Consider the following 19427-nt stretch of genomic DNA (forward strand, 5'->3'; position numbering starts at 1 on the left):
TCTAGACCCAGAAGGCCCGCCTTGCCCTGCCCTTTGGCAGGTCACGCGGCGAATGTGCTGTGGCGCTGAGGTGCGCGAGAAGAGGATCATCGCATGACTGGCAGGCTTGACGGAAAAATCGCATTGGTGACGGGCGCCGGTGGCGGCATCGGTGCAGCATCAGCTCGCCGACTTGCAGCAGACGGTGCCACTGTCGTTCTGGCAGACATTGATCTTGGTGCCGCAAAAACAGCAGCTGACAGCATTTCCGGTTCCGTCGCCATGGCAGTTGACCTTACCGGCGAGGCTTCGGTGAAGGCACTTGCAGATGGCATCGTTGCGCAGTTCGGCAGGATCGACATCCTGCACAACAACGCAGCAATCCAGAACGACGCCCAGCGCCAGAAAGACCTCGACGTGGTCAACCTCGACGTCGCGGCGTGGGATATGGCGATGGCCGTAAATGTCCGCGGCGCGATGCTGATGAGCAAGCACGTGGTCCCGCACATGATCGCTGCTGGCGGCGGCTCGATCATCCACAGCGCCTCCGGTTTCGGTGTACAGGGCGAATCGACGTTGACCGCCTATGGCACGTCCAAGGCAGCGCTGATCCAGCTCAACAGGATGATTGCCACCCAATACGGTAAGCTGAACGTGCGCTCGAACTGCATGATAATCGGCTTTGTGCTGACGCCGCTCGCGGTGGAATCGACCCCCGACGTGATCAAGGACATCCTGCTGTCACACCACTTGACCCCGCAGCTTGGCCAGCCCGAAGACATTGCCAATCTCGTCGCATTCCTCGCCAGTAGCGAGAGCAGCTTCATTACCGGCGCGGCGATCCCGATCGATGGCGGGGTTACGGCACATCAGCCCAGTTACGCCGATTTCCAGAAGCTGTTCGCCCAGATGGGCAGTGCCAAGCTTTAAGATGCGTATTCCGCGAGCCGCGACATGGGCCGGACCGGGTCAGTGACCCCGTCCCAAGTCGCATGGGCCTTGGCCATCAGCGAAAGCGAGCCGAGCATAGCGTCTGAAAGTTCCATCAGTTCGACATAGGCTCCGTTTGCGGCTCGGGTATCGAACAGACAGAAGCGTTCTCCAGATGGCATTCGCCCAGCAAAGGCAACTTCATGCCCGGCGGCGGAATGGCGCGCAAAACCGGCGTCGAAATCGCAGCGTGGCATGATGTGGTGCAACCCCTCATCGTGCGCCTCCAGAAAATCCCGGAACGGCGAGGCCCCGTCATTTGTCTGCTCGAGCAGCTCGATCAGGACACCACCTGAAAATCCGAAACCAACCCGCATCGAAACCTCGGTCGGCTGGCCGTAATAGAGCTGACCCGGCAAAACCGGCACGTCAAAAACGAAGAATGGGCCCGCTAGCAAATCGCGCGTCCAGTGCAGCAGCGCCGCATCGAGATCGCGGGTGACATGGCACAGCTCGATGATCGAACCCTCAGGCTGCATCATGCCACCCTCTCACACTGGTCCGCTGGGCAAATGCACGTGCCCGGCCAGCTATCTGCATGCACCGTCCTTCCAGATCGATGCGAGGAATGCCTGCCGGATTGGCTCCCAGTTTCACAAGCCGCACCTCACGTATCATTCTGTCCAGCGGCGGGCCTGCAGGCACGCCCTGCCAGCGCGCCAGCATCCAGCCCTCATGCAGTCCGCAAGTGTCGATCCAGTTGGCCACGCCGGGATCAGCAAGCGCAATCGCATAAGTGACAGTGCCGTCGGCATTGGGAGTGACCTGTGCCTTGTTGAGGCTCGCCAAGCGGTACATCGGGTCGGGGGCGATGGTCCATGGATCAGTAATCTGGAATCCCGTGTAATAACTGCCCACCGGATCGAGCGTGACAAGCACCGCCTCATCGTCGGCTATGGCAAAGCGCCCTCCGGCCAGGTAGCCCCAGTTGCCATCGCGCCCGTTCGGACCGACCAGCCGGTTCGGTTCCGGAAAGCCCAGAAAATCATCCTTGAACCCGCGCCAGAACCGAATCCACGCAGGCATGTCGGTCATCACCGTCGCCGCGATCTGATCCTCGCTACGAGGTTGCCAATCGGCAGGCGGATCAAGGCGACGGACCGAGACTTCGGCCGGAAGCTGATTCCAGTCCGCCTGGCTGTCGCGCGTGTAGATCTGTATCCGTCCCGGTTTTGTTTGCAGATGCAAGGGCCCGCCAGCATCAGGACCAACCGTCACAGTCACCCGGCGATCGGCATCGCAGTGCGGCAAGAGTTGCTGCAAGGTCAGCGCACCAATGTTGCGCCCCAGACCGGCATGGTGCTCCGGCTCCATCTCGATAACCACACTGAATTGCGGCGGGTCTGCCGAGAAACGAATGCCGATGGCGTAGCTACCCGCGCCGTCGATGGGAATCTCCCGGTTGAAATTGTCAGGATTGTCCACGGCCACAGCCGCCCCGCCATAGCTATGTCCAAACCAGTGACGCGGCGGGTTGGAGACGTTCCACACCACCCTTGGCGCAGCCGTATCACCATTCGCCTCGCGCATGGCGAGCGCCAGCACCCATTGGTCCAATGCATGATCGAGGCTCAGTGCACCGTCGGGCAAGGCCACTGCTGGATCGCCGCGCATTTCGCGCCGCGCCGCTTCACGTGCAGCGCGAACGTCAGCTCGTTCTATCAGCCGCAGGGCCAGAATTTCCGCCGCTTCCTGATCGGCGGTGTAAAGCGGATTGCTCACGAGATCGTGCCCACTCGGCCGCCTTCGGTGAATACGGTGCTGCCGGTGGTGTAGCTTGATGCATCACTGGCCAGCAGGACCGCCGCCCCCACCGCCTCGTCGGCGGCACCGAAGCGCTTGATCGCATTGCGCTCGGCCAGGCCAAGCCCCTTGTGGATTTCCGCTTCATGACCATCCGGGCTCATCGAACCGACACACAGGCAATTGATCCGGGTATGCGGTGCCTGCGACTTGGCCAGCTCACGCACAAGAAACAGCAGCGCTGCCTTGCTGACTCCATAGGCGACGGCGGGCGGGATCGGCGTGAAACCGCCGCAGCTCTGGACCGCGATGATCGAACCCTTGCCGTGCGCCTTCATGTCGGTCTCGGTCAGCTCGGTCAGCCGCCAGGTCGCCATGACATTGACGTCCATTGCGGTTTTCCAGACATCGTCGGTATTGGCCCAAAGCCCGCCATCGCGGGCATAGACCACACCAGCCGCCGCGTTGTTGAACACGATATGGATTGGCCCGAAGGCAGCGCGCGCGCGGACCACCAGATGTTCAAGATCCGCCTTCTCACCCGCATCGGCGACCACGGCGAGCGCGCGTCCACCGGGAAGTGCGTTAATTTCGGCAGCAATGCGGTCCAGCCGATCCTGTGATCGGGCGGAAATCACGACATTGGCCCCCAATTCGGCATAGGCCTTGGCGACATGCTCTCCCACCCCAGGGCCGACGCCAGTGAGAATGGCGGTCCGGCCATCAAGGCGGAAGCGATCAAGTACGCTCATGCTGGTTTCCCCAGTAGATCGCCGAAGCGGTCGTAATAGTCCGCCATGCGCGCGCGCACTTCGGTATTGTCGATGGCATATTCTTGGGGCGAGTGCTTGTGCTTGCCCATGCGTTTGGCAGCAGGGTTTTCGGTCAGGAAGTGACCGATTCGCGTCTTGTGTTCATCTGAGAAGGTCAGGCCGAAGCGATCATAAATCCGCTGCACCGCGCCCATCGGATCGGCGACAACATCCTTGTGCGCCAGATCGATGATGCGCGCCTCGATGGCAGGATCATTGCGCGCAGCAAGCCCGCGGTTCATCCCGGCAATCCAGGTTTCCACCACGTCGCGGCCGATAGCAGCCTTGTCCTTGTCACCGCCAAAGGCCGCAAGAAAACCCGCAATGAAGCTGGAGAGTGAGGAAAAGGTCAGCGCGGGATCACGGTGAGTCCAGACCAGCATGGCACCCGGGTATGCCTTGAGCAGCGCAGGCAGATCGAACAGATGCTGCGGCGATTTCAAGGTCCAACGGCCCTGCGGCCCCTTCCATTGGAAGTTCTGGAGCAGTCGCTTGTGCGATAGATATTGTCCAGCAACCTCGCTTTCGCGCAGCCATTGGGCAAAGTCCGGTACACCGAGTTCTGCTGCAAAATTGGTGCTGCCAAAGTGATACTGCATCCCGTGGTTACACTCGCCCGGCTGCGTGCAATCGAAGCGTTGAATATCGAGCAGCTGGGGTGCGTGATTCAACCAGTTGTCATACATCGCCGAAACCTGCGCGATGCGCGGATCACTCTTGAAAGTAGAGATTTCTGGCGGTGGCCAGGGAATGTACCATTCCCATTCACGCGGAGCGCGCGCTTCAGGATCGAGGCACAGCAGGTCATAGCTGATCGTTGTTCCGGTCCGCGGCAAGCCGATAACAATCAGCGGGTCGCCAACTTCCTGTCTGGCAATCTCAGGAAACAGCCGGTCGTCTTCGACAAAGCGCAGACGTGTAGCCAACTGGCCGACAATGTTGTGTGTGGCAATATGGCGCAATTGATCGTTTGGCCCCATTGCCTCCAGTGCTGCGACGAGCCGCTCGAAGCCCTCGCGCCAGCCAGTGTCAGGGCCAAAGTCAACTAGCCCGGTCTGTTCGCGCGCTGCTTGTTCCAGTCCGGAAACAGTCAGCGGCGCGCTCATGACAGATGTTGTTCCATCAGTTGCAGCAGATCGGCATAGTGCGGCTGATGCGAAAGGCCTCCACCAGATATTGATATATTTTCGCCAGTTATGTAACGGCTTTCATCCGAAGCCAGAAATGCAACAAGCGCAGCGATATCGTCGGGGACGCCGAACTCGGGCGTCAGGATGTGGCGCTTGATGATGTCGGCCAGGCCTGGAACTGTCGCCGAGAGTGCCTCCGTCAACACCACCCCGGGGGCAACCGAATTGCAGCGGATGTTCTGCCGCCCGTGTTGTGTGGCGATATATTTGGTCATGGTGATGATCGCGCCTTTCGACGCGCCATAAGCGATGCGGGCAAGATCGCCGGCCGTGCCGCTGTTTGAAGCGGTATTGATGATCGAACCTCCGCCACCCTTGATCATGTGCGGTATCGCGTATTTGCAGCCCAGCAGATAGCCGCGCAGGTTGATGTCGATAATTTCGTCCCAGATCTCGATGGGAATGGTCACGGCATCGGTATCGAGCGGGTGCTTTGCGGGATCGGTCATCGCGGCATTGTTGTGCAGGATGTCGAGCCGCCCGAAATGACTGACGGTCCGCTCGACCATAGCCTCTACCGAGGCTGGATCCGCCGCATCGAACTGTACCGCCAGGGCCGCATCGCCCAGTGGCCCCGCCACCGCCTGTGCTGCATCAGCAAACACATCGGCAACCGCGACTTTCGCCCCCTCGGCCACGAAGCGGCGGACCACCGCTGAACCAATCCCGCCGCCACCGCCGGTGACGATTGCTACCTTGCCCGCCAGTCGGCCCATCTCGCTCATCCTCCGGTAAACATCCTGTTGAATTCGACAAAGCCGACCAGCCGCGCCTTGCGGTCTGCCTGCACTTGAGGCTGCTTTTCCTGTCCCGGCCCATCAGGGACAATCTGCAACGGCTCGCCCGCCAAGAGCCCTGCCAGCGCGTTGTGGGTGACGTCAGCGGGGTCATAGACATCGGAAACGTCGAAGCCTTCGGGTACCATGCGCAGCAGCGTGGGTGTGTGCATGATCGGCGCGGCTATGCCGATCACGTCGATCCCGCGTTCGTGGTATTCAGCCCATAGCGATTCAGCGAAATTGATCTCGAACGCCTTGGTGGCCGAATAGAGTACCAGATTGGGCTGACCGCCAAGGCCTGCGCCAGATGCCATGACGATGATCCCGCCTTTCCCGCGCACCAGCAGCCTCTTGCCAAAGCCATTGGCAGCATCGATCAGCGTCGAGATATTCATCCTCACCAGCCGGTGGGCGGCATCGGTACTGTCTTCGAAGAAACTGGCGAAACCATCCGCTCCGGCATTGGAAATATAGAGCCCGACATCCAGCCCCGCCGCTGCTTCGACGATCTGGAGCCCCGCCCCTTCCTCGGTCAGATCCTGCGCCACGGCCCGGTAATCTATGCCATATTCCGATTTGAGCGCCTCGCCCAGTGACTCCAGTGCGGACTGGCGGCGGGAAATCAGAACCAGATTGATCCCCATCTCCGCCAGTTCGCGTGCATAGCACTCGCCGGTACCTTCCGAAGCCCCGGCGATGACTGCCCATGGCCCGTATTTTTCACGGAATACAGCCTTGTCGAGCGGCAGGCGGGCGAGTTCGCGCATGGTCAGGCGTCCTTCTTCATCGCCGCCACACGCGCCTTGGCCGCCTCGATTCCGCGGAACAGCGCCGTGCAATTGCCGGCGCCGGCATAGAACAGCAGGAACAACGGAATCTGCTCAAGCTGCTCATCGGTGAATTCGCCGTTGATCAAGGCACCGGTCATCTGGATTTCGACCAGATCCTGCCGCCCCAGCATGGCGGTTGCACCCAGCACCATCAGCCGTTTTTCGCGAATGGTGAACGCCTCGTTGCCCCACAGGTTGGCAAACTGGTTGCCGACGATTTCCTGATTGAACGGCGAATCCTTGAACGGGGTGACCATGGCCGAGGTGCCCGGACCATAGACTGCGTCGAACACCTCAAGGCCCTTGGCCCAATTCTCTTCGTTCATTGCATCTCTCCTGAAATCGTACCTTCAGCCGTCGATCGGCTGGCCGAGGGGGTATTCAAGGCCTGACGTCGACAGCGCGTTTTCCTTGATCAGTTCGACCATGGGCAGGCGCGCGCCAAAGCGGGCAGCTTCGGCGATCGCAACTTCAAGATCCTTGATCATCAGCATCTGGAAATACTCGCGAAGCTTCGTTTCTGCCGGATCGCCTTCCGGATCCGGGCGCTTCACCATCGACAATGCGCCTTCAAGCCCCCCGCCAGAATTGGGATCGCCCGCCAGCGCCATGGTCAGCTGATCGAGGTCGACGCCGTAATTGCGCGCAATCACCGCGCCTTCATATCCGGCGCGCATGCAGCCGAAATAGGTGGTGTTGCGCGCGATCTTGGCTGCCATGCCAGCACCTGGCCCGCCCATATGGATGACTTGCTGGGCAAAGCCATCGAAGATCGGCTTCGCGGCGGCGAGATCGGCATCACTGCCGCCCGCCAAGCAAATCAGGCCATTCTGCCCTGACTTCGGCCCATTGGTCACGCCGCAATCGAGCAGGATTACACCAACGGCGGAACACAGCTTTTGTGCGGCTTCGAGATCGGCCATGGCTATCGTCGAAAGCAGAATCACCATCTGGCCTGGCTTTCCAGCAGCCAGAACACCGTCGGGACCGTCCAGCACGGCAATGGTCTGCGCGCCATTCAGCACGGCGATCAGAACGCAATCAGAGGCCGCAGCAAGATCGCGCGGTGTTGCCGACATGGGCGGCGCACCTGGGACGTTTGCCGCAGCCTCTGCGCGGACGTCGTAGATTGCCGACAATTGCCCTGAACGCTGCAAGCACTGGGCAACCCCGCCGCCGATGCCGCCAAGACCGATAACTCCACCTGTATTCATGTCCTTGTTCCCTTTTTCAGGCCTCAGCCCGTTCAATCCACGAGTTCCGCACGCAGGCGGTGTTGCATTGCGCTGTCGAGGCCTGCTGCTTCGAAATACCCCGGCACATCAGACCAGCGTTTCCCGATCTCGTCCCAGACTGCTTCCAGATAGTCGGCGCGCACGCCTATCAGCGCATCGATTTGTCCGGCGCTGGGCATGAAACCGAAACTGGCCATCATTCCCGGCTCCACTTCTCCATCGCGAACAAGGTTATCGCCGAATATCGACGAGCGCATGTAGTCTTCAACGATCTCGTCGCGCGATACGCCTGCCAGTTCCAGCAGCAGGGCAATCGCCACGCCGGTGCGGTCCTTGCCTGCTGTGCAGTTGAGCATCATCGGCACTTCGCCATCCAGCAATGCCGCGGCAATCACCGGCCAATGCGGCATCAACGCACCAACAACTTCGCGGTAGGTTTCCGCCATCGTCGTGATCGCGATTTCCGGCTCGGGCCCTTTGATCAGACGTTCGCGGCCATCGTGGCCGAACACGCGCAGGTCGGCGTTAACGTCCAGCCCAAGCCAACGGCAGTCCGGCCCATGCCAATCGTGCGGCGCGTCCTTACGCTCGTGGGCTGATCGCAAATCGACAATCGAGCGAAAGCCCATGCCTTGAAGCGCAGCCAACTGATCGGGATTGAAGTTACGCGGTCCTTCGCTTCGAAACAGTACGCCTTTGCGAACAAGGCCGGATTTTGCCGGAATTCCGCCGAGATCGCGAAAGTTGAGGCTGGTGAAAGGCATGATCGTCACCGCGCCGGATAGACGGGTATGGCCGAGGCCAATTGCTCGTAGAATTCATCGTCGAACCATACGTGTTCGACATAATGGCCCAGCGTGGTGCGTTCATCTGTGTAGGCATAGCGCATAAGGTCGGCAAAACGGCCGGTCCAGACCACGCGATGCGCATCTGTATCGAGCGAGGCCATATGCGCTTCATAATCGGCGAGCGTGCCAGTGATCCGCATGGCAACATGATGAAAGCACATCGCGAAGCTGCCGTCGGCCGGCAGCGGCTCGGCATGAAGCGGCGCAGTGCCATGCAGCGGCTCGATCACTTCGATCTCGGTTCCACCGACATTGGCAAGGGCGATCTTCAACTGGAACGGCTGCGAGGATTCGAGCCCCGGCATGTCATTGGTGAAGACATGGAATGCCGGGACATCGAATTCATCGCGCCAGATTGCCAGCGCCCGATCAAGATCGTTGGTGACGTAGGCAATCTGGCTGTGCCGGGCGTTGGGGCGGGGAAACATTCGTTGCTCCTTTAAGGTACAAGCACGCTCGGGCCGCCAAAGGCCAGCCGCGCGATGATGGGCGGCAGCGTGACAACGACAAAGCATGTTACCTGAAACATCACGATGAATGCGCCGAGCCGTTTGGCTTCATGGGCCCAGCCCGAACCGCCCGCTGCAATGCCCAGCTTGCGTTCGTGCCACCACAGGCCATTTTCATCCTTTTTCGCCAGCAGGATGACGATCCAAGTGGCCCACAGGGCGAGGATCACGGGCCAGATCAGCGACATGCCCGCACCATTGGCGGCGGTCCACTGCGGGCCGATGACGGCATTGTACGACCACCAGCTTTGCGCCACCGCGTTACCTTCCGCCCACAGCTCATAGGCGGAATAGAGCGGAAACACCGCGATGAACGCCCACGCGTTCAGGGAAAGGGCGGGGAACTTGCGGGCCAGCCAGATCGTCAACATCAGCAGCGGGGTTATCGAAAGTGAGAACCACCAGCCCCAGCTTAGCGGAATGAACAGCGGCTTGATCGGCGTGGTATAGGCCATTTCCCCCCAGAACGGCAGGCGGGCAAACACCGGATTCCACGAAAGGTAGGCGCCCCAGTCACCAAAAAACTCCTGCCAGAAGCTCGATGAAGCGGCGAGCAGCAGGAGCATCATGACCGGCAGGCGCTTTGTCCGGATCGCCCAGATTGCGCAGAGCACAAAGATCAGTGGCCATAGATAGAAACTGCCCGTCTCTAGCATCCAGGTATTCACCGGTGGTGGCATTTCGGTCATGCTTGTCGGTGCCATCGCCGTGTCCCTCGCCCAATTAAATCCGTGTGCAATTTTCAGTTGTTCGCGATCTTGCCGCCATCGACGATCAAGGTATCTCCGGTGTGGTACCGGGACAGATCACTGGCGAGATAGACCACCGCGCCCCACAGATCGTCAGGCTGGCCCGCTCGCCCGATTGGCGCCTTGGCTGCCACCACCCCGGCGATCATCTCGCCAACGACGGGATCGGCCATGGTCATTTCGGTAATGATGAAGCCCGGTGCGATCACGTTGCAACGGATGCCGTGGGGGCCAAGTTCCGCCGCAATGCCCTTCGCAAGCGAATTCAGCGCACCCTTGGCCGCGCCATAATGAGTCATCGTTGGTACGCCCTGAAAGATCGAGCCACTTCCGCACAGGATCATTGAGCCACCCGGATCTCCGGCCTGTGCGCGCCCGACCATGTGCCGAGCCACCTCGCGCAGGGTGAAGACGACGCCATGCTGGTTGACGTCAATCAGCGCATGATAGGTTTCAGCGTCCATTTCGATAAACGGCTTCTGGCTGGCGATCCCGGCATTGGCGACGACCGTATCGATCCTGCCCATCGCCGCCAGCGCCTCTGCGACGCCCGCCACGATGGAGGCTTCGTCAGCTACATCGACCGATTGTGCGTGAACTTTCACCCCGAAGGCGCGCAACTTTTCCGCTGCGCGCTCATTGGCATCCTGCCGGCGACCCCAGATCACCAGATCGCTGCCTGCACGTGCCAGACCCTCGGCGAAGCCGAAGCCAAGTCCGGAATTTGCCCCGGTCACCAGTGATACCTTGCCGGTTAGATCAAAAAGATTCTGAGCCATGGTGGCGCGCGCATCCTCAAGCAGTCTTGTGTTGTTGTGCGCTGGCTATCCCTCCATTCGGGCAAGGCCGCATATCTTTTGGTAGGGCAAGGTTCGTTTTTCTGCCTCTTTAGGTTCCGCCACAATCAGGAGAGTGTGGCATGAGTGCAGGTAGCGTAAAGGGCGAGGTGTTCGACATCACCGACATGCATGCGCCGGTTCTCACCGCCATGCAGAAGGCCGCCCTGGCGGGAGCAGCGCAAGCCAGCTTCGATTTCTCGGTTCAGGCGATCCTTGCCGCAGCACATGCGCAAACCGGTCTCAGCGATTTCGGCTCGATGGATTTCGCCCCGCGGCTGGAACTGTGGTGCCAATGCGTAAAAGAGGACAGCTTCCTCAGTGCGGTCTCCCACGCCGCGCTATGGACCATGTTCGTTCGCTATGCCTCTGACCGCTTGCGGGTGGAGGACATCTGCAGTCGCCATCCTGAAATTCTCGACATCGTGATTGACCGGCCGATCATCGTCGCCGGGCCGCCACGTTCGGGAACGACCCATCTGCTCGGCCTGCTTTCGGCAGATCAGCGGTTGCGTTCGATGCCATGGTGGGAGGCTATCGCCCCTGTCCCGACGGCGGCCGACGCGCCGAGCGCCGATGATCCCAATCCGCGCTGGACCCGTGCGGCGGCTGGCTGGGAACAGCAGGACGCGATGATGCCTCTGATGAAATACATGCACGAATTCTCGCCCGATCACATCAGCGAGGACATCGAATTGCAGGCGCTGGATTTCTCGTCCTACCTGCTGGAATGGTTGGTGCTCGCGCCCAAGTGGCGGGACTATTACCTCAGCCATGACCAGAGTGGCACCTATGCCTACCTCAAGAAGGGACTGCAGGTGCTGACCTTCCTGAGGGGCCCCAACCGCTGGGTGATCAAGTGCCCGCAGCACATGGAGCAATTGCCCGCACTGAGGGCAACCTTTCCCGATGCGACCTATGTAATCACCCACCGCGATCCTGTCGCCTCGATCCGCTCGACACTTTCGATGTGGCTCTATGCCTCGCGCATCCTTCGAACGAAGACTGACCCAGAGGAACCCAAAGGCTACTGGATCGATCGCTATCGCATTTTGCTGGAACGCTGCGTGCGCGATCACCATGTTTTGCCAGCCGAACAGACAGTGGACGTCTATTTCCACCAGTGGATCAAGAATCCCGATGCCATACTTGGCGAAATCTACGCCAAGGCAGGCCTCCCGTTGGACGCCGAGACTCTCGCCACCTTGCACAAATATCATGCGGATCATGACCCAAGCGTCAAAGGCCGTGTCGTGTTCAACCTGGAGCGCGACTTTGGCATCACCGCCGATGACATTCGCAAGGATTTCGAATTTTACTTCAATCACTTCCCGGTCGAACGCGAAGTGAAATAACGCCCCTCAGGAGATGTAATGTGACAACTATCCATGTGATCAACCGTGATGGCAGCAGCCGGGCCATCGAAGCCACACCCGGCCAGTCGCTGATGGAAGTGATCCGCGATGCAGGCGTTGATGAACTGCTGGCGCTGTGCGGCGGCTGCTGCTCCTGCGCGACCTGCCATGTCATCATCGACGATGCAGCGATGGGTTGGCTCGCGAAGATGAGCGATGACGAGAACGATCTGCTCGACAGTTCCGATCACCGCACAGCAAACAGCCGCCTTTCCTGCCAGGTACCCATTACCCCGGAACTGGACGGCATGACCGTGACCATAGCCAAGGAAGACTGATCATGGGCAGCGCCCTGACCGAGGTCCTGGCTTTCTTCGATGAATGGAAGCCCACGCTGGCCGACATGCTCGCGTCGATGGAAAAGCGGTTCACCGATCAGACTGTCTGGGAAAACGTCGGACTTTCACGCACCGTCGGTTTTGTCGAAGCAAAGGCCTTCATGGATGCTTTTGCGAAGATGAAGCCGATCGAGAGCGGCGAGGTTATAGTCCATCATGCCGCCGAAATCGGCAATGTCGTGCTGACCGAGCGGACTGACAATTTCCACGACAAGGACGGCAAACTCATCGTCTCGATCAAGCTGATGGGCGTGTTCGAGATGGACGGTTCAAAGATCGTCGCCTGGCGCGATTACTTCGATACGGCGGCCGGATTCTGACGATGCCCGCCGCAAAACCCGTCTGGGCAGAATTGCCCGTCTTGCCGGCAAGCGAACTGGTGCCACTGGTGCAGGCATGGGAAGCTGCCGGGGTTGAAGGGGTCTGGGCTCCGCAAATCTTCGGCGCGCCTTTCACGGCACTGGCGGCGGCCGCAGCAGTGACCAGCCGGATCAAGCTGGGCACCGGCATCGCGCTGGCTTTCACCCGCAGCCCGCTGGAAACCGCCTGTAGCGCCATAGACCTGGACCATATCAGCGATGGACGCACCGTGCTCGGACTGGGCTCCAGTGCCGAAAGTCAAATCGAAGGAAGCTTCGGCATGACCTATGGCAAACCCCTTTCGCACATGCGCGAAGTTGTGGGGCAGGTCCGCGAAGTGATTGCAAAAGGCCACACGGGGGAACTGACGCGGCTTGAGGGTGAATATTGCACGCTCGACCTTTCGCACTTCCGCCTGCTCCGCCCAGCCCGCCGCAGTGCCATTCCCGTTTATCTGCCGGCTGTGTTCGAAAAGGCCTGCGAACAAGCGGGAGCGATCGCCGATGGCCTGCTGGGGCATCCGCTATGGACCACCAACTGGCTGAAAGACCGCGTCGACCATTCGCTGAAGGCCGGCTTGGCCAGGACCGGCCGCAGCCGCAGCGACGTGGACGTCAACCTGATGATCTTCACCGTAATCAATTCTAACCGGGCCGAGGCCATCGCCGATGCGCGCGCCAATATCGCCTTCTACACCCAGTCCCCGCAATACCTGCGCTACTTCACCGAGATCGGTTTCGGCAACGCGGCGCTGGCGATCCAGGCAGCATTTGCAGCGCAAGACTATGACGCCATGGCCAGGGCTTGCCCCGACGAGATGGTCAGCGCGATCACCGTGCTCGGTTCGGCTGACGATGTTCGCGCGCAAGTGGCCGAGCGCGCCGTCCATGCCGATTCGATTACCCCGGTGGTGCCACAATTTGGTATCGAGCCGGACAAGGCGGCCTTGTACCGCCAAAGAATAGCGGAGCTGTTTTATGGCTGAAGCATGGTGGGCGGTTGCCCGGTCCGAGGAAGTAACCTCGGCCAAACCAATCAATGTCGATATTGGCGACCAGCCGATCGTATTGTGGCGCGATCACCAAGGCGTGCCGCACGCGCTTGAAGACCGCTGCCCGCATCGCCGCGCCCCGCTTTCGCTGGGCTGCGTATTAGGCAATGGCATGATCCAGTGCGGCTATCATGGCTGGACCTATGATGGCAAAACCGGCCACCTCAAGGATATTCCAAACCTCAAGAGTGACGCAAAATTCCCTGCACTTTACAGGGCGATTCCGTTCGGCGTTGCTGAAAGTGGCGGGTTTGTGCGGGTCTGCCTTGACGCAAAGGCACCAGCGCCGGAACCGGGTGCAAAGGCCCTGCCTTTGTCAGGCAGCGCAAATGTCGCGCTGGAACATGAACATTACATCGCCGCGCTATTCGATGATCCCTCGCTGGTTCTGGCGATCAGAGGCGTGCGCTTCACGCCGTATCTGCTTGCCGAACTGGCCGAGCAGAATGGCAAGCTTGTCCTTGAACGCTCGTGCCAATGGGCGGGGCTGCACTGGCCTTCGCCATTCAGTTCGGATTTCCCGATCACGCTGCGCATTTCAACCGATCCCGTGACCGGGGAATGCGATCTGCTCCTTCGTGATGACGGGTTCAATCCGCTCCTGACTGCCACGCTTGCCCCGGTTCCTGCCGCAAGAGGGGTTACGCAGGTTCGCTGGCGCGCAAGGCTGGAGGACAACAGGCCCGGAGTGCGGGCAAAACTGATGGGAGCCGGCGCGCCGTTTACCGTGCACAGTTCTGTCGATGGTGCTGCATTACGGGTGCTCAAGCCTTCGGCGTCCATCCATGCGGCCACGCTGCGGAATGAAATTGCTGCCCGAACTGCGCAGACCAGCGCAGCCTGAAAACCGGAGAAGACGATCATGCTTGACGTCAAGGATGCTGCGATCACCCCAAACTCCCATGGGGACGATTATGTTGATCCGATAACAGCCGACCCGCGCGAATTTGCCGCCAAGGTCAATGCCTGGGTGCCGCACGACATAGTGCTGAAGGACGCCTGGTTCCCGCTCGCTCACAGCTTTGCCGTTACGAAAAAGCCGATCCGCCGCGCGATCTACTCGCAACCCTATTTCCTTTGGCGTGAAGGAGACACGGCGATTGCGGCCGAGTTTCACCCGTCCGAGGGCATGACCGGCACCAAAAGTGCCTATTCCGATGCAGTGGGTCGTTATCCTGTTATCGAGAAATACGGCTATGCCTGGTGCTGGTTCGGCAATCCGGCCAACGCCGCGCCTGAGCATATCCCCAGCCTGCCCTATCTGCCCGAAGATGGCGGCCTGCCGATGCATATGCTGGGTACCGTACGCTTTGATTGCACTGCACCGCTCAGTCTGGAAAACCTGATTGACCTAACTCATGCCGATTTCCTTCACGCCGACGTTGTTGGCGATGAGAAGATGGACAAGGAAACCGTCGAGGTGTTCCACGACAGCGAGACCATCACCATGGTCCGCACCTGCGTGAACAAGTCAGTCGCACCGATCATGAAGATTTTTGGCGGAGTGAAAGCCGATGTGCAGCAGGTGCGGCAGGTGATCAGGATCTATCTGCGCAGCCACGCCGCGATTGCCTATGGCCGGTTCAGCCCCGGCGACAACGTCCAACTGTTCCACCCTTGCGTTCCCGAAACGCGCGATCGCACCCGGCTGGACTACGCGATGAACACATCAAATGTGAAGAAAACCAACTTCTTCCGCTATTTGATGCCGAAGGCCAGCTACAAGGTTTCGCGGCAGGACAGCTTTATGACCAGCCCGCAAAGCCCGCGCTACATGCAGCCTGAAAAGCGCAAGGATCTCCATTCTCCGCTTGATGAGGCCGGGCAGAAGTATCGCGTTCTGATGCTTGCACTGGCCGAACGTCAGGCGCGTGGGGATTTTGCCTATCGCGACAATGTCAGCGCCGACTGCAGCGAAATCATAGGATATGACGGGAAATGAACAGACTGACCAACGCAACCGGCGGTGAACGCCGCTGGTGGGGCGTCATGCCCATTCTGCCTGCACCCGTGATGGGCGGCATTGCCAAGCAGATGGAAGCGATAGGCTTCGAAGGCTGCTTTTCGCTCCAGATCTATGGTCCGCCGTTCGTGCCCATGGCCGCAGTTGCCGCCATGACCGACACCCTGAAAGTCTCTACCGGCATTGCCGTGGCGGGAACCCGCAGTCCGGTCGAAACCGCATTCGCGGCGATGGAACTCGATACGATCAGCCAGGGGCGCTTTGTGCTGGGGCTTGGCACATCGCTGCACAGCGCAATCTGCGGGATCTATGGCGAGCCCAAGCGCAAGCTGCTGACGCACCTGCGCGAAGTGGTGAAAGTGGTGCGTTACGTCAACGCCAATGCCCACAAGGGCATGGAGCCGATCCATGGCGAGTATTTCAACGCCGAATGGACTGAAATGATGCTCACCGCGCCGCCAGTTCGCGAGGAAATTCCGATCTGGATTGCCGCCCTCAAGGACAAGTTGACCAGCCTTGCGCTGGAAATCAGCAATGGCCTTATGGTCCATGCATTGTGGACGGTGGACTACACCGTGCAGAAGAAGGCGTTCATCGAGGCAGAGCTCGCCCGTTTTGGTCGTTCGCGCAGTGATGTTGAAATCAACGCCTGGCCGTGGATTGCGATCAACGACGACAAGCAGCAGGCCATCAATGACAGCCGCGCGACGGTGGCCGGATATGCCGGATACAAGGAGTACGAGACTTTCTTCGATGCCGTCGGCTTTGGCGACATGGCCCGCGCCTGCCAGCTTGCCGCAGGAGAGCACGGCAACGTCGATAGCGTGATCGACAATGTCAGTGACGAAATGGTCGAAGCCTTCGTCAAGTGCGGTCCGGTCGATGAAGTGCTCGACAAGATCGAACCCTTTTGGGACGTAGTGGATTCGCTCTGCCCGATGACGCCCTATCGCAACCTGACGATGGAGCAACTGACCAGCTATAACAGCGGCCTCTATGCCATGGTTGCCGAGGCCAAGCGGCGGCAGGCTGGGTAAGGATAAAGCATTGGCCAAAGATGCTCATCCGCCCCCCGCTGCAATGCAGGGGGATGGGTATTATAATCGCAATTCTCGGCTGCAGGCAGCTAACCTGACATCCGCACTGCCATTACTTCTTGATGCTGTTGGCCTACGCCATCCGCAGGAACGAACGGTCATCACTATTGCCGATTATGGGGCATCGCAGGGCCGCAACTCTATGGTGCCCCTAGCCGCGGCGGTCGACGCGCTCCGCACATCGGGCCACAGGACAAGCGCGATTGAGATCTATCATGTTGATCTGCCAACCAACGATTTCAATACTCTATTTGTAACTCTTGCCAATCCAGCTGAAAGTTACCTGAATGGCCGGCCCAATGTATATCCGGCAGCTATTGGCAGATCCTATTTTGAACAGATACTCCCAGCGGGCCGGGTCGATTTTGGCTGGAGTTCGAACGCGCTACACTGGATGCGCGGCAATCCGGTACTCGTGCCGGATCACGGCTGGGCCATCTACAGCAAGACGCCAGGAGCCGTCGCTGCGGTCGAAAACCAGCTCGCAAGCGATTGGCGTGATTTTTTGATCGCGCGCGCAAGCGAACTCCGAGAGGGCGGAGTTGCCGTCTGCCAATTCATGGGGCGCGGCAATGATAGCCATGGCTTTGAATGGATGGCCGACTGCTGGTGGCAGGCAATTCTTGCAGTCCATCGCGAAGGCCTGCTTTCCGAAGACGATATTTTGCAGATGACCTGTCCTTCTGCAGGACGCTCAATTGAGCAAATCGAAGACCCGTTTGCCGATGGTACATTCCACGGCCTTCTACTCGATCAGGTAGCGATTATCCCCTCACCCGATCCCTTTTGGGATGCCTATTTGCGCAGTGGCAACCTGACGGAATTCGCCCATTCGTGGTCAACGACCATGCGCGCAGCGAATGGGCCAAGCTTCATTGCCGGCCTCTCGTCCGAACGAGATCATGAGCATATCCTCGATAGGATAATGCATCATCATGCAGCGTTGGTTTCTGCCGATCCTCAGCCGTGCGTTTCATGGCTGGCGATTGCGGTTATCCGAAAGGGCAGTGCAACCTGATTTGCTTGCGATGGCCCCGGGACCGCCAACAGGGATCAGGCGGCTGCGATAGATCTTCCCGCGATAAAACCCGTTACCATGGCTGGCCCAACGTTGCAGCCATGTGCGGGTGACTTGCCCTGCCAGATCGAATTGGCATCTAGGCCCGCTGCCCACAATCCGCCGACCGGCGCGCCGTTTTGGCCGATGACCCGGCAGTGCTCGTCAATCCGCACACCGACTGTGGTAGACCCATCGCCGGGGAAGATTTCGACCGCATAGTAAGGCCCTTCGCCCAGCGCACCGAAGCAGGCGTTCGGCTTGTGCTTGGCATCGCCGATTTCGATATCGATCTGCGTTTCGCCTTTGCCAAACTGGGTGTCCTTGCCATTCTCGGCATCAGCAGCGACCTTTGCCGCTGTCGCTTCAAGGCCGGCTGGATCCACCCCGATCTGCGCTGCCAGTTCGGCTAGCGTGGCCCCGGTTTTCATATAGCCGCAAGCGACCATCTGCTTGATCTTGCCGCCGCCGGGCAGAACCAGCCCCATACCGTACTTCTTCACGAACTTGGCATTGGCGATGATATGGGCCGGGACGGCTCCATTGGCATGCATCGCTTCGACAAAATGCACGCTGGCCTCGTTTCCGAAACGCAGCCCGCGCTTGTTCACGGCGATGCAGCCCGGCTTCGACATGTCCATAAGATGCGCGAACCGTTCGACATATCCGTCTTCGCGGGTGCGCTTTGAGGCAACTGTCCAGACCGCGTTGACGTGATTTTCCGCCCCCATTGCCGCCCCTGCCACGGTTGCCGCGTTGATGCCGTCGCCGGTATTGGCATAAGGCAGGATCGAGACGTGTTGATCGGCGAAGGGGATATAGACCTTGCGCATCTCGGCATTGGCCGAAAACCCGCCAGAGGCCAGCACTACGCCCTTTGCTGCCGCGATTTCGGTACCTTGACCGTTGATCCTGGCGCGCACGCCAGTGACCTTGCCATCACTGACGACCAAGCCTTCCACGGGCGCATTCTCGTAAAGATCGACGCCTGCTTCGAGAGCTGAATGCAGCAGTCGCCCGGCCAGTGCGGTGCCCATGGTCAGGCGCGAACCTCGACCCAGCTTCTTCTTGTCGAGCGCAAAGCGGATGGCGATCTTGGCCATGTGCCACAGCGCACCGGGGGCAGGCAGTCGCTCGAGATAGGGCAGATCGAACAGATCGATCATCATGCCTCCTGGAGCGTTGAATTCCTCACGCGGTTTGGAAAGCCGGTTGAAGTTCTCGCCAAGCTGCTTTCCATCAAATTCGGCGGGAGCCAGCAAACGGCCATGGTCGGCCGCACCGGCAACTTCGGGATACCAGTCGCTCGATGGCGGCGAGAGCAGGAAATGCACAGAGCTGTTCGCTGCCAGCCACTCGACCATTGCCGGTCCAGTATCGATGTAGGCGTCAATCAGTGCCTTTTCAGCGCGGTTGCCGACGACAGCCATTGCATAGCCTCGCGCCACTTCGGCGGAATCCTGCACCCCTGCGGCTTGTGCTTGCGGACTGCCGGGAATCCAGACACCACCACCCGAGATCGCCGTGGTCCCTCCGAAATGCGCGGCCTTTTCGAGCACCGCCACCTTCAGGCCAGCCTTGGCAGCAACCAGTGCCGCTGTAAGGCCTGCTGCCCCCGAGCCCATGATTACAACATCGTAGTTCAT

General features: G+C 59.8%; 22 protein-coding genes. 9 read left to right on the plus strand and 13 right to left on the minus strand.

Annotated features, from left to right (window positions below; genetic code table 11):
* Window positions 1-93: 93 nt before the first annotated feature.
* Window positions 94-909: an SDR family NAD(P)-dependent oxidoreductase gene (locus WG900_RS14080; RefSeq protein WP_339967912.1), complete on the plus strand. Its 816-nt coding sequence runs from the start codon at window positions 94-96 to the stop codon at window positions 907-909.
* Here WG900_RS14080 and WG900_RS14085 read toward each other — a convergent pair.
* The 12 genes from WG900_RS14085 to WG900_RS14140 are packed head-to-tail and all read right to left on the minus strand — an operon-like array spanning window position 906 to window position 10443.
* Window positions 906-1451, minus strand: a complete 546-nt coding sequence (locus WG900_RS14085; RefSeq protein WP_339967914.1) for a VOC family protein — start codon at window positions 1449-1451, stop codon at window positions 906-908. The genes WG900_RS14080 and WG900_RS14085 overlap by 4 nt on opposite strands.
* Window positions 1438-2691, minus strand: coding sequence for a hypothetical protein (locus WG900_RS14090; protein WP_339967915.1), 1254 nt, complete (start codon window positions 2689-2691; stop codon window positions 1438-1440). The genes WG900_RS14085 and WG900_RS14090 overlap by 14 nt, the downstream gene beginning before the upstream one ends.
* The gene (locus tag WG900_RS14095; protein WP_339967916.1) at window positions 2688-3464 is read right to left on the minus strand and encodes an SDR family NAD(P)-dependent oxidoreductase; all 777 of its coding nucleotides are present in this window, start codon (window positions 3462-3464) and stop codon (window positions 2688-2690) included. The genes WG900_RS14090 and WG900_RS14095 overlap by 4 nt, the downstream gene beginning before the upstream one ends.
* Window positions 3461-4630, minus strand: coding sequence for a sulfotransferase family protein (locus tag WG900_RS14100; protein WP_339967917.1), 1170 nt, complete (start codon window positions 4628-4630; stop codon window positions 3461-3463). The genes WG900_RS14095 and WG900_RS14100 overlap by 4 nt, the downstream gene beginning before the upstream one ends.
* Complete coding sequence (locus WG900_RS14105) at window positions 4627-5439, minus strand: SDR family NAD(P)-dependent oxidoreductase (protein WP_339967918.1); 813 nt, start codon at window positions 5437-5439, stop codon at window positions 4627-4629. Before WG900_RS14105 ends, WG900_RS14100 begins: the two co-directional genes overlap by 4 nt.
* Window positions 5436-6260, minus strand: coding sequence for an SDR family NAD(P)-dependent oxidoreductase (locus WG900_RS14110; protein WP_339967919.1), 825 nt, complete (start codon window positions 6258-6260; stop codon window positions 5436-5438). Before WG900_RS14110 ends, WG900_RS14105 begins: the two co-directional genes overlap by 4 nt.
* Window positions 6261-6262: 2 nt before the next feature.
* Window positions 6263-6649, minus strand: a complete 387-nt coding sequence (locus tag WG900_RS14115; protein WP_339967920.1) for a carboxymuconolactone decarboxylase family protein — start codon at window positions 6647-6649, stop codon at window positions 6263-6265.
* A gap of 24 nt (window positions 6650-6673) precedes the next feature.
* Window positions 6674-7537, minus strand: a complete 864-nt coding sequence (locus WG900_RS14120) for an NAD(P)-dependent oxidoreductase (protein WP_339967921.1) — start codon at window positions 7535-7537, stop codon at window positions 6674-6676.
* 32 nt (window positions 7538-7569) lie between these two features.
* Window positions 7570-8322, minus strand: coding sequence for a tyrosine-protein phosphatase (locus WG900_RS14125; protein ID WP_339968142.1), 753 nt, complete (start codon window positions 8320-8322; stop codon window positions 7570-7572).
* Window positions 8323-8327: 5 nt separating this feature from the next.
* Complete coding sequence (locus WG900_RS14130; RefSeq protein ID WP_339967922.1) at window positions 8328-8834, minus strand: VOC family protein; 507 nt, start codon at window positions 8832-8834, stop codon at window positions 8328-8330.
* Between the two features lie 11 nt (window positions 8835-8845).
* Entirely contained in the window at window positions 8846-9619 is a 774-nt protein-coding gene (locus WG900_RS14135) for a hypothetical protein (RefSeq protein ID WP_339967923.1), read from the minus strand.
* Window positions 9620-9657: 38 nt separating this feature from the next.
* Entirely contained in the window at window positions 9658-10443 is a 786-nt protein-coding gene (locus tag WG900_RS14140; protein ID WP_339967924.1) for an SDR family NAD(P)-dependent oxidoreductase, read from the minus strand.
* 140 nt (window positions 10444-10583) lie between these two features.
* On the opposite strand from WG900_RS14140, the gene WG900_RS14145 reads away from it, so the two are divergent.
* The 8 genes from WG900_RS14145 to WG900_RS14180 are packed head-to-tail and all read left to right on the plus strand — an operon-like array spanning window position 10584 to window position 17742.
* Window positions 10584-11855, plus strand: a complete 1272-nt coding sequence (locus WG900_RS14145) for a sulfotransferase family protein (protein ID WP_339967926.1) — start codon at window positions 10584-10586, stop codon at window positions 11853-11855.
* 20 nt (window positions 11856-11875) lie between these two features.
* Window positions 11876-12193, plus strand: coding sequence for a 2Fe-2S iron-sulfur cluster-binding protein (locus tag WG900_RS14150; protein WP_339967928.1), 318 nt, complete (start codon window positions 11876-11878; stop codon window positions 12191-12193).
* Between the two features lie 2 nt (window positions 12194-12195).
* Entirely contained in the window at window positions 12196-12573 is a 378-nt protein-coding gene (locus WG900_RS14155; RefSeq protein ID WP_339967929.1) for a limonene-1,2-epoxide hydrolase family protein, read from the plus strand.
* Window positions 12574-12575: 2 nt separating this feature from the next.
* Window positions 12576-13598 carry an LLM class flavin-dependent oxidoreductase gene (locus WG900_RS14160; protein ID WP_339967930.1) on the plus strand — a complete coding sequence of 341 codons (1023 nt, stop codon included), beginning with the start codon at window positions 12576-12578 and terminating at the stop codon, window positions 13596-13598.
* Window positions 13591-14508 (plus strand): Rieske (2Fe-2S) protein, encoded by a 918-nt coding sequence (locus WG900_RS14165; RefSeq protein WP_339967931.1) that lies wholly within the window; start codon window positions 13591-13593, stop codon window positions 14506-14508. Before WG900_RS14160 ends, WG900_RS14165 begins: the two co-directional genes overlap by 8 nt.
* 18 nt (window positions 14509-14526) lie before the next feature.
* Window positions 14527-15606 carry an oxygenase gene (locus WG900_RS14170; protein WP_339967933.1) on the plus strand — a complete coding sequence of 360 codons (1080 nt, stop codon included), beginning with the start codon at window positions 14527-14529 and terminating at the stop codon, window positions 15604-15606.
* On the plus strand, window positions 15603-16664 hold the full coding sequence (locus tag WG900_RS14175) for an LLM class flavin-dependent oxidoreductase (RefSeq protein ID WP_339967935.1): 1062 nt from the start codon (window positions 15603-15605) through the stop codon (window positions 16662-16664). The genes WG900_RS14170 and WG900_RS14175 overlap by 4 nt, the downstream gene beginning before the upstream one ends.
* Window positions 16665-16674: 10 nt before the next feature.
* On the plus strand, window positions 16675-17742 hold the full coding sequence (locus WG900_RS14180) for a class I SAM-dependent methyltransferase (protein WP_339967937.1): 1068 nt from the start codon (window positions 16675-16677) through the stop codon (window positions 17740-17742).
* 35 nt (window positions 17743-17777) lie between these two features.
* Here the strand turns inward: WG900_RS14180 and WG900_RS14185 are convergent, their stop codons facing one another.
* A complete protein-coding gene (locus WG900_RS14185; protein WP_339967938.1) occupies window positions 17778-19427 on the minus strand; it encodes an FAD-dependent oxidoreductase in 1650 nt (549 codons plus the stop codon).

It is taken from the genome of Novosphingobium aquae, assembly GCF_037572715.1.
GTDB classification, from domain to species: domain Bacteria; phylum Pseudomonadota; class Alphaproteobacteria; order Sphingomonadales; family Sphingomonadaceae; genus Novosphingobium; species Novosphingobium aquae.